General features: G+C 42.7%; 16 protein-coding genes and 1 pseudogene. 16 read left to right on the top strand and 1 reads right to left on the bottom strand.

Translation table 11 applies throughout. The features are described 5' to 3' along the window. The 14 genes and pseudogenes from citC to yjeM all read left to right on the top strand — a co-directional run bounded on the left by citC (position 1) and on the right by yjeM (position 11,394). A complete protein-coding gene (gene citC / locus FC24_RS00900) occupies positions 1–1,002 on the top strand; it encodes a [citrate (pro-3S)-lyase] ligase (protein ID WP_057872984.1) in 1,002 nt (333 codons plus the stop codon). After that, positions 992–1,297, top strand: a complete 306-nt coding sequence (gene citD / locus FC24_RS00905) for a citrate lyase acyl carrier protein (protein WP_057872985.1) — start codon at positions 992–994, stop codon at positions 1,295–1,297. The genes citC and citD overlap by 11 nt, the downstream gene beginning before the upstream one ends. Next, a complete protein-coding gene (locus tag FC24_RS00910; protein ID WP_057872986.1) occupies positions 1,285–2,169 on the top strand; it encodes an aldolase/citrate lyase family protein in 885 nt (294 codons plus the stop codon). The genes citD and FC24_RS00910 overlap by 13 nt, the downstream gene beginning before the upstream one ends. Then, a complete protein-coding gene (gene citF, locus FC24_RS00915) occupies positions 2,169–3,701 on the top strand; it encodes a citrate lyase subunit alpha (protein ID WP_057872987.1) in 1,533 nt (510 codons plus the stop codon). Before FC24_RS00910 ends, citF begins: the two co-directional genes overlap by 1 nt. Then, positions 3,694–4,233, top strand: a complete 540-nt coding sequence (gene citX, locus FC24_RS00920) for a citrate lyase holo-[acyl-carrier protein] synthase (protein ID WP_057872988.1) — start codon at positions 3,694–3,696, stop codon at positions 4,231–4,233. Before citF ends, citX begins: the two co-directional genes overlap by 8 nt. 1 nt (position 4,234) lies before the next feature. Then, positions 4,235–5,637: pseudogene (locus FC24_RS00925) on the top strand (oxaloacetate decarboxylase subunit alpha). A gap of 136 nt (positions 5,638–5,773) precedes the next feature. After that, positions 5,774–6,469, top strand: a complete 696-nt coding sequence (locus FC24_RS00930) for a GntR family transcriptional regulator (protein WP_057872989.1) — start codon at positions 5,774–5,776, stop codon at positions 6,467–6,469. After that, positions 6,462–7,325 (top strand): triphosphoribosyl-dephospho-CoA synthase CitG, encoded by an 864-nt coding sequence (citG, locus tag FC24_RS00935; RefSeq protein ID WP_057872990.1) that lies wholly within the window; start codon positions 6,462–6,464, stop codon positions 7,323–7,325. The genes FC24_RS00930 and citG overlap by 8 nt, the downstream gene beginning before the upstream one ends. A 323-nt stretch (positions 7,326–7,648) precedes the next feature. Further along, complete coding sequence (amaP, locus tag FC24_RS00940) at positions 7,649–8,200, top strand: alkaline shock response membrane anchor protein AmaP (RefSeq protein WP_057872991.1); 552 nt, start codon at positions 7,649–7,651, stop codon at positions 8,198–8,200. A 26-nt stretch (positions 8,201–8,226) separates the two neighbouring features. Next, positions 8,227–8,415 (top strand): DUF2273 domain-containing protein, encoded by a 189-nt coding sequence (locus tag FC24_RS00945; RefSeq protein WP_057872992.1) that lies wholly within the window; start codon positions 8,227–8,229, stop codon positions 8,413–8,415. A 143-nt stretch (positions 8,416–8,558) separates the two neighbouring features. Continuing rightward, entirely contained in the window at positions 8,559–9,080 is a 522-nt protein-coding gene (locus tag FC24_RS00950) for an Asp23/Gls24 family envelope stress response protein (protein WP_057873020.1), read from the top strand. Positions 9,081–9,109: 29 nt separating this feature from the next. Next, positions 9,110–9,355 carry a GlsB/YeaQ/YmgE family stress response membrane protein gene (locus FC24_RS00955; RefSeq protein ID WP_057872993.1) on the top strand — a complete coding sequence of 82 codons (246 nt, stop codon included), beginning with the start codon at positions 9,110–9,112 and terminating at the stop codon, positions 9,353–9,355. Positions 9,356–9,373: 18 nt separating this feature from the next. Beyond that, complete coding sequence (locus tag FC24_RS11620; protein ID WP_157059059.1) at positions 9,374–9,511, top strand: hypothetical protein; 138 nt, start codon at positions 9,374–9,376, stop codon at positions 9,509–9,511. 389 nt (positions 9,512–9,900) lie between these two features. After that, entirely contained in the window at positions 9,901–11,394 is a 1,494-nt protein-coding gene (gene yjeM, locus FC24_RS00960) for a glutamate/gamma-aminobutyrate family transporter YjeM (protein WP_083485590.1), read from the top strand. Between the two features lie 68 nt (positions 11,395–11,462). On the opposite strand, the gene FC24_RS00965 is transcribed toward yjeM, so the two are convergent. Beyond that, entirely contained in the window at positions 11,463–12,548 is a 1,086-nt protein-coding gene (locus FC24_RS00965; RefSeq protein ID WP_057872995.1) for a GntR family transcriptional regulator, read from the bottom strand. A 387-nt stretch (positions 12,549–12,935) separates the two neighbouring features. Between FC24_RS00965 and FC24_RS00970 the strand changes: the two genes are divergently transcribed. Beyond that, on the top strand, positions 12,936–14,309 hold the full coding sequence (locus FC24_RS00970; RefSeq protein WP_057872996.1) for a sugar porter family MFS transporter: 1,374 nt from the start codon (positions 12,936–12,938) through the stop codon (positions 14,307–14,309). 25 nt (positions 14,310–14,334) lie between these two features. Next, on the top strand, positions 14,335–15,948 hold the full coding sequence (locus FC24_RS00975) for a xylulokinase (protein WP_057872997.1): 1,614 nt from the start codon (positions 14,335–14,337) through the stop codon (positions 15,946–15,948). The last annotated feature ends 9 nt before the right edge of the window (positions 15,949–15,957 follow it).

Genomic DNA, 15,957 nt, shown 5'->3' on the forward strand with positions numbered 1-15,957 from the left:
ATGCCGCAACTAAAGCGCATTTGGCTGACAATTAACCCCCAAGCTGCTCAAGCTTGGGAAGCGTTGCTTAAGCAAGCCGGTTTAACAGTCGATCGGCAAGTCAATTATACTTTAGGTTTATTTGAAAATGGCGAGTTACTGGCGACAGGGTCACTATTTGGTTCAATTATCAAAGCAGTCGCCGTTGCGCCTACCCATCGTGCTGAAAATTTATTGACCCCAATCATTCAAGGCTTGTTAGATCGATTGGATACGCTGCAGCAAACCCATGCGTTTGTGTACACCAAGCCTGCTACCAGCCGGTATTTTAGCGCGCTGGGTTTTCAAAATTTGGTGCAAACCGGGCAAATTAGCTTGTTGGAATACGGTTATCCTGATTTTAATGACTATTTAAGTTTTTTAAGGCAGCATAAACGCCCTGGGTCGGCAGCGGCAATTGTCATGAATGCTGATCCAATGACAAAAGGGCACCTTTATTTAATTGAACAAGCTGCTCAAGCGAATCCAACAGTTTATGTTTTTGTCCTTTCTTCCCAGCAGGCTTTTTTTACGGCTGAGCAGCGTTTAGCGATGGTTAAGCAGGCAACAGCAACTTTAACTAATGTTGTCGTGCTGCCTACACGTGGTTATTTGGTATCGCCAGCTACCTTTCCTAGTTATTTTTTAAAGGATCAAGCTGATTTGAATTTAGCGAAGCAACAAGCGTTGGTGGATGCTCAACTATTTCAGTATAAATTAGCGCCGGTTTTACAAATTAATCAGCGCTATGTGGGAACAGAGCCACATTCACCAGTGACTGCGATTTATAATCAAGTATTAAAAGCCACCCTAGCGCCAACATTAAAATTGCAAATCGTACCGCGTTTGACGTGTGCTGGCCAAGTCATTTCTGCTTCGGCGGCCCGGCGCGCTTTACAAACTCGGGATTTTAATAGCTTAGAAAAACTGATTCCCCCAACAACGATAAATGATGTAAAGGAGTGTTACGATCATGGAAATTAAACATTCAGCGCATGCAGGAACGTTAGAATCAAGTGATTTAACTGTTACACTGCAGCCAGCGACTGCAGGAATTTCAATTGCGTTAACCAGTAGTGTGGCCAAGCAATTTGGCGACCAGATCAAGCAGGTGGTTACCGTAACGTTACAAAAATCAGGCATTCAAGCTGCTACTGTCAAGGTTAATGACAAAGGTGCATTGAATTGTACCATCAAAGCGCGGACCATTGTTGCCGCCTACCGGGCAGCGGATAAAACCGATTATGATTGGGAGGAGATCAACTCATGGATAAATTAAGACGCACGATGATGTTTGTGCCAGGTGCCAATGCCGCGATGCTCCGGGATTGTACGCTATATGGTGCCGATTCAATCATGTTTGATTTAGAGGATGCGGTGTCCATGAAAGAAAAGGATACTGCCCGGATGTTAGTTTATTCTGCCTTAAAAACCTTTGATTATTCCAGTGTTGAAACGGTTGTCCGAATCAATGCGCTGGATTTTGGGGGTGTGCAAGACATTACCGCGATGGTTTTAGGTGGCATTCAAGTCATTCGTTTGCCAAAGACAGAAACCGCTCAAGATATTAAGGCTGTTGATGCCGCGATCACTAAAGTTGAAAAAGCTTATGACATTCCAGTTGGGCGCACCCACATGATGGCTGCAATTGAAAGTGCTGCTGGTGTGCTTAATGCCCGCGAGATCGCCCAAGCCTCACCACGGATGATTGGGATTGCCTTAGGTGCAGAGGATTATTTAACATCACAGAAAACTTACCGTCATGAAGATGGGGCAGAATTGTCCTTTGCCCGTAATTTTATTTTACATGCAGCTCGGGAAGCCGGAATTGCAGCAATCGATACAGTTTATACTGATTTGGATAATGAAGCGGGATTGATCCGGGAAACAAAATTGATCAAGCAATTAGGCTTTGATGGTAAATCTGTGATTAATCCACGGCAAATTCCTGTGATTCACCAAATTTTTGCGCCGACACAAAAACAAGTGGTCAAAGCGCAAAAAATTGTCGCTGGTTTAAAGGAAGCGGAAGCTAAAGGTGCTGGTGTGGTTTCCGTCAATGGCCAAATGGTTGATAAACCAGTTGTTGAGCGGGCACAATTCACGCTGGAATTAGCAAAAGCATCGAATATGGAAACGGAGGTAGACTAATGGTTGAAAATAAATTAGGCCGGCAAATTCCGGAACCGTATGCTAGTCAATATGGTGTCTATACAGGTGAGTTTACCCACATCAAACACTATCAGCGGGCTGCTGCTAAAGTGCAACCGGTTAAGCCACGGCAACCTAAACTGATGCAATCAATTCATGATGCCATTGTCGCGACAGGGCTGAAAGATGGGATGACCATTTCCTTCCACCATCATTTCCGTGAAGGTGATTATGTCATGAACATGGTCATGGCAGAAATTGCCAAAATGGGGATTAAAAATCTTTCGTTAGCACCTAGCTCCATTTCTAACGTTCACGCGCCTTTGATTGATTACATTAAAAGTGGCGTGGTGACTAATATTACTTCTAGTGGCTTAAGGGATAAATTAGGTGCGGCAATTTCTAACGGCATTATGGCAAACCCAGTGGTGATTCGTTCTCATGGTGGCCGGGCACGAGCAATTGCCAGTGGCGACATTCACATTGATGTGGCTTTTTTAGGCGCGCCATCGGCTGATGAGTACGGCAATATTAATGGTGTTAATGGTAAAGCGACTTGTGGTTCTTTAGGCTACGCTAAAATTGATGCTAAGTACGCGGACAAAGTTGTGGCGATCACGGATACTTTGGTTCCGTACCCGAATACGCCGATTGCGATTCCACAAACAGATGTAGATTATGTCGTTCAGGTCGATGCCATTGGTGACCCTAAAGGGATTGCTAAAGGCGCGGCTCGTTTTACAAAAGATCCAAAAGAATTATTGATTGCACAATACGCTGCACAAGTGATTACAGCTTCTGACTATTTCAAACCAGGCTTTTCATTTCAAACCGGTAGTGGCGGTTCATCGTTAGCGGTCACCCGTTATTTGAAACAGGCCATGGAAAAACAAAACGTGCACGCCAGCTTTGCTTTAGGCGGGATTACTAGCGCAATGGTTTCGCTGATGCGTGCGGGGCTGGTCGATAACTTATTAGATGTCCAAGACTTTGATCACCCTAGTGCAGAATCGTTGGCAGAAGATCCGCACCATTATGAAATCGATGCAGAAATGTATGCTAGTCCGTTATCTAAAGGCAGTGTGATCAATCAGTTAGACGTTGCGGTTTTGTCAGCTTTAGAAGTTGATACCAAGTATAATGTGAACGTGATTACCGGTTCTGACGGTGTTATCCGCGGTGCTAGTGGTGGTCACAGCGATACTGCAGCAGCTTGTAAAATGAGTTTGGTGATCGCCCCGTTAATTCGCGGTCGGATTCCAACTATTGTTGATGATGTGAATACTGTTGTCACACCGGGTGCTTCCGTGGATGTTGTGGTCACTGAAGTTGGCATTGCGATTAATCCTAAACGACAAGACTTAATGGCCATGTTTAAAGATTTAAACGTACCACAATTTACCATTCAAGAGTTACGCGATAAAGCTTACGCAGTCACAGGCACACCGGCCAAGATTCACTATGGCGACCGGCCAGTGGCGTTGATCGAATACCGGGATGGCACTTTAATCGATGTGGTTAATCATGTCTGAGCAAGCCGTTTTAAATGGACCTGCCATTACCTTAATGGAAATGCTAGCGGCACGAGATCAGCGGGTTGCACGCCAAAAGGAATTGTTAATAACTTATCCGCAAACTAGTTTGATTTCTGTGACCTTACGAGTTCCGGGTCCAGTGAAAACGGGAACGCAAATACATGGCGTGTTTAAACAATTGCTAGCTGATTTATTAACACAATTTAAAGCAACGTTAGTTTTTCATGAGGCCCAACAATTAGCAACTGGTGATTTAGCTTTTTTAGTGGTGACACAACCACCAAGGCAGTTAAAGCAACAATTATTGCACTATGAACAACAACATCGTTTTTGTTTGTTATGTGATTTTGATGTGGTGTATTTGGCAGCTGGGCAACTACAACAAGTATCACGCCGTGAGTTGGGGATAGCTCCCCGGCGTTGTTTAGTTTGTGGCGGCGATGCAAAAGTTTGCAGCCGCACGCGTAAACATGGCATTAAAGCAGTGCAACAAGCAGTCGCCACAATTGTTCAAGGAGGGTTTTCCTAAAATGACTAAGCATAAAGTAAACATAGTTGAAACTGTTTTACGTGATGGTCAGCAAAGTCAAATCGCCACGCGAATGCCGCTAAAAGACATGCTACCGATTTTAAAAACCATGGATCAGGCTGGCTACCACGCCTTAGAAGTTTGGGGTGGCGCCACGTTTGACTCTTGCATTCGCTATTTAAATGAAGATCCTTGGCAACGGCTGCGCACCATCCGCCAAGCTGTTCCGCATACCAAATTGCAAATGCTTTTGCGCGGTCAAAATTTATTGGGGTACAAAAATTACCCAGACGATGTGGTCAAAGCATTTGTTCGTAAATCGGTGGAAAATGGAATCGACATCATTCGTATTTTTGATGCGTTAAATGATGTCCGCAATTTGCAAACGGCGTTGGCAGCTACCAAAGCGGCTGGTGGGCACGCGCAATTAACCATCTGCTACACCACCAGTCAATTTCATACCGTTAAATATTTTGTTAAATTAGCACAAAAAATGGCAGCAATGGGGGCAGATTCGCTGTGCATTAAAGACATGGCCGGTATTTTAACTCCACAAAAAGCATTTGACCTATTAGTGGCATTAAGGCCGTGACAGATTTGTCATTGGACATTCACACCCATGCCACTGCCGGTATGGCTGAAATGACTTATTTAAAAGCTGTTGAAGCAGGTGCAGATATCATTGATACGGCAATTTCACCTTTTGCTGGGGGAACCAGCCAGCCAGCTACAGAATCCACTTTAGTGGCGTTGTCTGATTTAGGTTACACGACTACCGTTGACCAGGAAAAAACTGCTGCGATCGCAGATTACTTTGGCCCCATCCGTGATCGGTTTCGTAAAAGCGGCGGGCTCAATCCGCGGGTGAAAGATGTTCAACCGAAGTCGCTCCTCTATCAAGTACCAGGGGGAATGCTATCGAATTTGTTAGTCCAGTTAAAAAATCAAGGCAATCAAGACAAGTACCAAGCGGTATTAGAAGAAGTTCCCCGGGTGCGGGCCGATCTTGGCTACCCGCCGTTAGTGACGCCGTTATCGCAAATGGTGGGTACGCAAGCGTTGATGAATGTGTTAACCCATCAGCGTTATAAAATGATTCCCAACGAAATCAAAGATTACGTCCGGGGGAAATATGGTCGACCACCAGTACCGATTGCACCAGAAATGCAGCACAAAATTATTGGCGATGAAAAAGTGATTACCACCCGGCCAGCTGATTTGTTGCAGCCTGGCTTACCTGCTTTTAAAACAGGCGCGCAACCTTATGCCCATTCGCTGGAAGACGTATTGACTTATGGCCTATTTCCGGAAGTGGGCCGCGATTTTCTAGGTCGGCGCGAAGACAAATTTTATGATGTTCCAGTTGAAAAAGTCAGTGTTTCCTTAGCACCAACAACAGATTAAAAATCACAGCACGGTAATGGTTGCTGATCATTACCGTGCTGTTTATTTACTGGTGGTCGTCTCTGCCGCAAGCGCTGGTTCACATGTTATGATAAGAAAGTGTTTGAATCTTTAACAAGGGGCTAGGGGGACTAAGATGAGCTACATGGTGAAGGCGATTAAAGCTAATTTAAATTTGTCAGAAAATCGGCCAATTAAAGAATTAGTTTATGAAGCGGTGCGTAAAACTGTTATTTTAGGGGATATTTTAAGTGGTGAGCGGATTAACGAAAAAAATTTAGCTGCAGGCTTAAATATTTCGCGAACGCCGTTACGCTATGCGTTTACCAGATTAGCAGACGAAGGATTAGTGGTGCGTAAACCTGGCGTTGGTGTGATTGTTAAAGGCATGACATTGCGGGACGCGCGCGAAATTTTTGATATTCGTAAAGAGCTGGATACATTAGCTACGTGCAAAGCAATGGAACGAATGAGTTTCACACAGTACGCGGCATTAGAAAAGCTACTACAAGACACGCAACGTTTGGATCAAGCTGGTGAAGTGGACGCCGTCATCCAACATTTTTCCGACTTCAATGCTTTTATTTATCAAGCCAGTCAAATGCCATTATTGGAGTCCATTTTAACTAAATTGCGGGCTTATTTAGTGTATTTTCGCGATATCAGCATTCGTTCAAAAGGGCGGCGCAATCGTGCGATTCGCGAACATTGGCTGATTTATCGCGGAATGGTCAATCATGATCCCGAACAAATTAGGATGCTTATTCATGAACACTTAGATTATAGTTTGCAATTTATTTTAAATGAAATGAGGGCACGGGATCTTGAATGATAAACTTAGCCAAATATTGGGCAACTACGCCCAGCAAGCACTGCGTCAAGAAGTTAATCTAACCCCTAAACCAGGTTTAGTTGATCCTGTGACACCAGGGGCTCACCGAGATATGGATCATGCACTATTTCTAAAAAGCATTGCCGCGTTAGCACCATTTTTCCGCCAGTACGTTCAGCTAGGTCAATATGCCACTTCATTAGCGGCTTTATTTCAAGCAACTCGCCAATTAGGTCAAACTGCTGAACAAGCCATGTTGACGGCAACAAACGGAGTCAACACCCATAAAGGTGCGAACTTTTCTTTTGGATTTTTATTAGCCAGTTTGGGTTGGACGTTAAAACAGCAATCATTGAAACAGCTGGTAGCACGTGATTTTCAACCTTGGCTAACCAATGTGCAGGCATTAACGGCAGGTCGTCTATTACCCGATTTTACCAATTTAGCGACTAAATCAACCTTAAGTTATGGCGAAAAGCTTTACAAAACGGCTGGCATTACCGGGATTCGCGGGGAAGCGGAAGCTGGCTACCCGGTAATTGCTAAAACAATTTTGCCATTTTTAACGACGAATGAGGACGCCGCGCCATTGCGCTACTGGAAATTAATGTTAATCTTAATGACCCAAGTGACAGACACTAATTTACTGCACCGCGGTGGATTGGCAGGCTGGCAGTTTGTGCAAACCCAAGCTAAACAGATACTACAACAGCCTGACGATAAACTAGAAGCTAGCTTAATTAAATTTGACCAATGCTTAACCGCAAAGTACTTAAGTCCCGGTGGAACAGCTGATTATCTAAGCTTAGGCATGTTTATTGATCATTTGATTGCTGCAAGTTGGCGATTGTCATAGCCATACAAAATTGTGTGTTTACGGAAATTATTTTCGCGATACACAATTTTTTTGTCCCTAAGAAACCTGTTAGAACGGCGAAATAACGCTGTTCTAAAAAACTTATTGATTTAGCGTAGTCTTTTCGTTGACTAAAAATAGACAATAAATTAATATTACCTTATCGCAATGATAAGCAAAGTCAAAAACAGGAAAGGATGCGTGATGAAATTCCCTTTAATTTGGCTCCTTAGCATTGGCGCATTGATAGGTTTGTTAGTTGGCATGAGCCTTTTAGGCTTAGCAGTTTTTCTAGGACGTTTAAAAAGTAAGGAGGTTAGAAAATGAGTGCAAAGACAAAATGGCTGTTACTTCTGGCGAGTTTAATCGGCTTACTGCAGACGGCTTGGTTTACTGCATTAGTTTATCCCATTCCTAGATTGTCCAGTTGGGTAACTACTTGGCAAGAACAACTGTCGTGGTCCCGTTGGTTAGGAATTGGACTAGGCGTTATCAGCGGCTTGGTTTTTCTAGGATTATTGTTACTTGCTCTTTTCCGCCGCAAAACCGTTAAGCAGTTGAATTACCATACCGATCACGGCACATTGAGTTTGAACAAACAAGCGGTTGAAAAAAATGTGCAACACGCCATTAAGCAGCAACATCCAGTTGATCAAGTGAAAGTGACCGTCAAGTTGGCGAAAAACAAGAAAAAAACCACGGCTGACATTAAAGCGACGACGGCTGCTGATCAAAACTTAGTGCAGCGCAGTCAAGCAATTAAACAGACAGCTGTAACGGCATTAGAAAATAGTTTAGGCGTACGGGTGAAAAAAGTGACTGTTCATTTAACCCCGCAACAAAATGAAGCGCCGAAAGCAGCCCGGGTTGTTTAGCCCTTAAGGTAAAGGAGGTTTTATCCATGATGGAATTGCTAAAAACTTACCAATGGCCGTTAATTGGCGGCGTTGTTGGTCTGATCATTGCGATACTGTTTATTACCATCGGCTTTTTCTCAACATTGCTGGTGATCGCATTTGTCGCATTAGGCATTGTCGCAGGCTCGTATGTTGCTAAAAGTGGGTTACTGCAAAAACTGTTCAAACAATAGGAGGGATTCAGATGAAAGATCTAAAAACACCGACACCACCAAAACCGTTGAAGACACCAACTTCCAGTCAAACTACCGGCACTTTAGCAGCACCCCAAACACCATCAACTTTTAAATCTGATCAACACAAAGGAGCGAATACTATGACAAACCAAAATTCAGCAGCAAAACAAATTAAAGGCCAATTAACTTACGAAGACAAAGCGATTCAAAAAATTGTCGGCTTAGCTATCTCTAACATTGACGACTTATTAACAGTTGATGGCGGCTTTTTCTCCAACATCACTGACAAATTAGTGAACTCAAGTGATGTGACAACTGGGATTAACGTTGAAGTGGGCAAAAAACAAATTGCGGTTGACTTAGATATCGTGGCTGCTTACGGGGTTGACATTTCTGACCTTTACGACCAAATCAAAACCGCCATCGACAAAGACATCAAGAAGATGACGGACTTAGAAGTGGTTGAAGTTAACGTAACGGTTGTGGACGTGAAAACAAAAGAAGAATACCAAAGTGATTCCGTAACGTTGCAAGACCGTGTGAGCCACGCAACGGACAAAACGAAAGACGCCGTTAGCAGTGGGATGCAAAAAACAAAAGAATCTGTTAGTAGCGGCACACAAAAAGTAGCTGCTAAAGCAGAAGCTAGTCGCGTAGAATAAATTCACTAATTTAGAAAGAGGTGCTTTAAATGGGATTAATTTGGTCATTAATTGTCGGTGCTATCATCGGTGCTATTGCCGGCGCCATCACTAATCGTGGTGCGGCAATGGGCTGGATCGCCAACATTGTTGCTGGTTTAGTCGGTTCCTGGTTAGGGCAAATGGTATTAGGTTCTTGGGGGCCGCATTTAGCCGGGATGGCGTTAGTACCATCCATCATTGGTGCGGTGGTTCTAGTCCTCATTGTCTCAGCAGTTGTCAGTCGCCGCAAATAAAGTGAGGAGGGCACCAGGATGCAACTCTTAAAAACAACATTAAAAGTGATGGCAACTGGGACGCTAATTGTCGCAGGTGTGGTCATCGGCGGGACTGTTTTAGCCGCCAAAGGAATCGATCATTTAGGTGATGATTTAAACGATAAGCTACACTAGTAAACGCACTGTTGTTTTAAAATTACCAAGTCACTGTCGCATTGGCTGAATTAGCCAATGCGATTTTTTAATTGGAATTTTCATGATCGATAGTTAAAATAAGAAAAATATCATCATAAAGCATTTTTTTCTCATTACTTTTCAACCTAAAATTAATGCTAAAAGCAATAAGCTAATTGTTTTATTATTTTTGGAGGCTTAACCACTAGAAACCTAGAACAAACGCCATGATAGCGCATAATTAGCTAGCTTTTTGCTAGTAGCACATGCTACCATATAACATAGGTATCTTATTTATTGGGATTGAAAAAACAACGCCATTATTTCGTTTATTTTTTAATGACACCCAATAAATAACTTAAAAATAATTGTGAGGGGAATGATGTTATTTGTCTGCGACAAAGAAGAAAATGGCATTGGGCGCATTAGTCATGATGATCTTCACATCGGTGTTTGGCTTTGCTAACGCACCGGTGGCTTATTATTTAATGGGCTATGGCTCCATTGTCTTTTACCTTGGCGCTGCAATCTTGTTCTTTATTCCGTATGCATTAATGATGGCGGAATATGGATCATCGATTAAAGGGGAAAATAGTGGGATGTACACTTGGCTAGAAGTCAGTGTCGGTCCCCGTTTTGCCTTTATTGGGACGTTTATGTGGTTTGCGTCATACATAATTTGGATGGTCTCCACCTCGTCCAAAGTTTGGATTCCGTTCACCACGACTTTTGCTGGTAGTGACCAGACCCAAAATTTAAGTTTTCTGTCTTTGAATTCTACGCAAACAGTCGGTTTGTTAGCTTGTTTATGGATGGTGATCGTGACATGGGTCTCGATCAAAGGGGTTAAGAAAATTGTTAAAATCACCAGTTTAGGTGGTTTAGCCGTAACTAGTTTAAACGCTGTTTTACTATTAGTTTCTGGGATTATTTTAGTAGCCAATAAAGGTCATTTAGAACAACCATTCCGCCACATTTTGCATTCACCTAACCCAGCTTATCAAAGTCCGATTGGGCTGTTAGGCTTTGCTGTGTTTGCACTGTTTGCTTATGGTGGTCTGGAAGTTCTCGGTAGTATGGTGGATGACACTAAAAACCCATCAAAGACTTTCCCGAAAGGCATTATTTTGTCTGCCATTGTGATTACGGTGGGCTATGCCGTTGGGATCTTCTGCTGGGGGATCAGTACGAACTGGGATGGCGTTTTGTCCAGCCACACCACTAACTTAGGGAATATTAGCTATGTCATGATGAGCAACCTAGGTTTTCAATTAGGGGATAGCATTGGTTTAAGTCACGCAACGGCGGTTACCTTAGGGCAATGGTTTGCGCGTTACACTGGTTTAGGGATGTTCTTGTCCTATGCGGGTGCATTCTTTACTTTAATTTATTCACCGATCAAAACCTTAGTGCTTGGGACGCCAAAAGAAATCTGGCCTAAGAAATTCACCCACTTAAATAAAGCTGGCATGCCAAATTATGCGATGTGGACTGAATGTGCCTTAGTTTGTGCCATCATTTTAATTGCGTCCTTTGGGATGTCTGATCCGTCTGCTTTCTACAATATTTTAACGTTGATGGCGAACGTTTCGATGACATTACCATATTTGTTCTTAATTTATGCCTTTCCTAAATTTAAGAAGACGCCTAATTTAGATCGGCCATTTGTGGCTTATAAATCACACGGCTTTACGTTATTTGTTACCATTGTTGTCTTTGTGATTATTTTAGGCGCAAACATCTTTACGATCTTCCAGCCTGCCATCGAAGGGCGTGGCTTCCAAGATACAATTTGGATGATCGCAGGCCCAATAGGCTTCTCAATCTTAAGTATTTTGATTTACCAACGCTATGCGCGTAAACAAAAAGCAGCGGGTAAATAACCGTTTTTAAACATGAATAAAACCGGGTGAGACGGAATTCATTTCCGTTTCACCCGGTTTTTTGATGCTTATTTTTCAGTTGCTGGCGTGGCGACAGACCGGCGAATTTTCAGTTGCGGCTGGTGCATGATGGAATTAAATGGTTTACCTTTGATTAGACTGAGAATGCCCCGGCCGGCTTCTTCGCCGACGCTCCGGCGATCATAGTGCATGGTGGTCAGGCTGGGTGTTAGGTAATAAGCAGAATCATAATCGTCAAAACCAATCAGTGAAATATCTTGGGGAACGTTGTAACCAGTTTGCTTTAATTTATCCAATACTTGAACGGCGAGCTCATCGTTATAGCAAGCGATGGCAGTGGGCCGTTTGTCCGCGGTTAAATAAAAATCGATTTTTTTGCTGATCACGCTAAATGGATCGTGGGAACTATACATAATGATGTTGCTTTGCGATAGATCAGCATTAGCTTCTTGGTATGCTTGAATGAAACCGTTCATGCGGTGGGTTCCTTGGCGATCATCTGCTTGAAAAACACCTAAAATTCGTTTGTGCCCCTGGCTTAAAACATAACGAATTAGTTTTTTCTCTGCTTTAGCGTCAGCGTTTTGAATCGATGGAAAATCTAATTCTGGGTATTCCGCGTTTAAAAATAAAATGGGAATTTGACTTTGCGCGATTCGTTGATAAATATCCAGATTAGGATTTGGTTTAGCACTTTCGCTGGGCTCCACAATTAAGCCAGCGACTTGAGAATCTAACATTTTAATTAAACTCAGCCGTTCCCGAGTTGGGTCGTTATGGGTGTTGGCCAATAGGAGTGAATAGTTTTCTTTATAGATAACGGCATCCACTTGGGAAATAATTTGTGGGAAAATATAATCCGCAATGTGCGTGCAGATTAAACCGATTGTTTTGCTTTCGGTATTGGCCCGCCATTTTTTATTCCAATCCTGAACGTACATTCCGCTGCCTTGTACTTTATAAATCAAGTGTTCGTGCTGCAACTCGGTTAATGCCCGGCGGACTGCGTAGCGTGATTTGTGAAATTGCCGCATGAGCTCATTTTCAGTCGGTAATTTATCATTAACCCGGTAAGTGCCAAACGTAATTTTATGCTTTAAATTTTCTTTAATCATAATGTAGTCGCTTTTCATTTTAAACTCCCCATAATTTATTTGAACAAATTATTCTTTCAAAAATAATTATGGCGTGATGCCGCTTAATTATTTTAGGTCACTACCATAAAATACACGATATTGAGCGATTCTTCAAGCTAAAACCGATTTATTTTCTAGTCGAACCAATTTGGCTAGTGTAAGCGATAAAAAAATAAATATTTTTTTGTTTTCATTTCGGCTGTGATAGGTAAAGGGCTTTCTTGAAATTAATCGCTGAATTTATCCGAACCAATTTTTATACCCGTTGACTTATTCGCATGAAAATCATATGCTGTAAGTGTTTACAGGAAACGGTTACGCTAAAAGCTTTAAATTAGATGACGTTTTAAGTCGTTTCAGTTTTTTATTAAGGGGGAAAGTTCAGTGGCAACAGAAAAAAAGATACCTAGTAGTTTTATCTATTTTTTCGGTTCATTTGGTGGTATTTTATTTGGTTATGATATTGGTGTCATGACCGGGGCGCTACCGTTTTTACAAAGCGATTGGAATTTAACCAACGCGTCGATTGTCGGCTGGATCACTTCAGCTGTGATGTTTGGTGCGATTTTTGGTGGTGCCGCTGCCGGGCAGCTTTCAGATAAATTTGGTCGGCGGAAAATGATTTTAGTTTCAGCTATTATTTTTGCAGTATTTTCAATTTTATCGATGGTTTCGCCTAATAACGGTCAATTTTACCTCATTATTGTCCGGATTCTTTTAGGCTTGGCTGTTGGGGCTGCCTCCGCTTTAGTTCCGGCTTACATGTCAGAAATGGCGCCGGCTAGAGTGCGGGGGAGTTTATCTGGACTTAACCAGACCATGATTGTTTCTGGTATGTTGTTGTCTTACATCATGGACTTCTTCTTAAAGGATTTGCCTGAAGCTTGGGGCTGGCGCTTAATGTTAGGGCTAGCTGCAGTACCAGCGATTATCCTTTATCTCGGTGTGCTACGCTTGCCGGAATCACCACGGTTTTTAATCAAAAACGGTAAAGTAGATCAAGCACGGCGTGTCTTGTCTTACATTCGTAATGACGACGAAATTGATGGTGAAATCAAACAGATCCAAGAAACTTCTTCTGAGGAAAAAGCAGCTTACAAGCAGTCGTCTTGGGCTTCCTTATTTAGTGGTAAGTATCGTTACTTAGTAATTGCTGGTGTTGGGGTTGCAGCCTTCCAGCAATTTCAAGGGGCTAACGCGATTTTCTACTACATTCCGTTAATTGTTGAAAAAGCTACGGGCAATGCTGCTAGTTCAGCATTACTGTGGCCAATTGTTCAAGGTGTTATTTTAGTCATTGGGTCATTGGTTTACATTGCTATCGCTGAAAAATTCAAGCGGCGGACCTTGTTAATGATGGGTGGTACCGTAATGGGCTTATCCTTCCTGTTGCCATCATTGATTAACAGTGTGGTTAAAAATGCCAATCCAATGATGATTGTCGTTTTCTTATCTATTTACGTTGCGTTTTATTCATTTACTTGGGCACCTTTGACATGGGTCCTTGTCGGTGAAATCTTCCCATTAGCCATTCGGGGTCGGGCATCTGGTTTAGCATCATCCTTTAATTGGATCGGTTCTTGGGCAGTTGGTTTATTATTCCCAGTGATGACAGCTTCCATGTCACAAGAAGCCGTATTTGCGATTTTCGGGATTATCTGTATCTTAGGTGTCTTGTTCATCCGCTTCCGCGTTCCGGAAACCAAAGGCTTAACTTTAGAGAAGATCGAAGAAGAAGGTATGAAACACAATAAGTAACGTCAAGCTTAAAGGAGGGCACAACATGAATATTGCAGAAATTGCCCAAATGATTCAATCTGGACAGACAACGCTTGGGATTGAACTTGGGTCAACGCAAATTAAATCGGTGTTGATCACCAAAGATTTTAAACCGATTGCTTCCGGTAGTTTTCTTTGGAAAAACAGCTTAAAAGATGGTGTGTGGACTTATTCGTTAAAAGATGTTTGGCAAGGCATCGAAAAAAGCTATGTGCAATTAGCTGCTGATGTTGCCAGCAAATATCATGTAAAAATTGAAAAAATTGGTGCGATTGGTGTCAGTGCCATGATGCATGGCTACTTAGCCTTTGATAAAAATGATCAACAGTTAGTGCCGTTTCGGACCTGGCGGAATACCATTACTGGCGATGCAGCTGAAGCATTAACTAAATTGTTCAACTTCAACATTCCGTTACGCTGGAGTATCGCCCATTTGTACCACGCGATTTTAAAAGTTGAGCCACACGTCAAAGATGTGGCTTACATCACCACTTTAGCTGGCTATGTTCACTGGCAATTATCCGGCCAGAAAAACATCGGTGTTGGTGATGCTTCTGGGATGTTTCCAATTGATGAAAAAGGTCAGTTTGATCAAAAACGGATCGCTCAATTTGATCAACTACCTAAAGTCAAGCCATATCCTTGGCAGTTGGCAGATATTTTACCAACAGTGCTTAAAGCAGGTCAAAGTGCTGGTGAATTAACTGCTAAAGGAGCCAAACTATTGGATCCTAGTGGTGCTTTACAACCAGGTAGCGTGATGGCACCGCCAGAAGGTGATGCTGGGACTGGGATGATCAGCACTAACAGTGTTCGGCTACGTACCGGTAATATTTCGGTGGGGACCTCCGCTTTTTCAATGGTTGTTTTAGACAAGCCATTGAAGCACGTTCACCGGGACATTGACATCGTTACGACGCCAGATGGTTTACCCGTTGCGATGGTGCACATCAATAATTGCTCATCAGACATCAATGCATGGGCAGATATTTTCAAAGAGTTTGCCGCACGGCTTGGCCATAACGTTAAACCAGATGAACTTTATGAAACCTTGTTCTTGGATGCAACCAAATCTGATCCTGATGCAGGGGGCTTAGTCAATTATGGCTATCTTTCTGGTGAACCGATTACTAAAACCCAAGAAGGGCGACCGCTTTTCGTGCGGACACCAAATAGCCACTTTACCTTAGCAAACTTCATGTTGGCGCAATTGTATTCTGCGTTTGCACCGTTAAAGATTGGGATGGATATTTTAACGCAAGAAGAAGGCATCACCACTGATGTGATGATTGCGCAAGGTGGTTTGTTCAAAACACCAGTTGTGGGTCAACAAGTCTTGTCTAACGCATTAAACGTACCAATCTCCGTCATGACCAACGCTAGTGTCGGTGGTCCTTGGGGCATGGCCGTCTTAGCACAATACGTCTTATCCGGTGCTAAGGAATCATTAGCTGATTACTTGGATGTGCACGTTTTCCCAGATTCAGAAATTATGACATTAAGTCCTGAACCGGCTAGTGTTGCTGGTTATCAAAAATATATCGACCGTTATCAGGCCGCTTTAGATGTTGAAAATCATGCAGATGTTTTAAAAGATCCGCAAAATCACGCAGAATAGGGTGAATTG

The organism is Loigolactobacillus rennini DSM 20253 (assembly GCF_001436505.1).
Taxonomy (GTDB): domain Bacteria; phylum Bacillota; class Bacilli; order Lactobacillales; family Lactobacillaceae; genus Loigolactobacillus; species Loigolactobacillus rennini.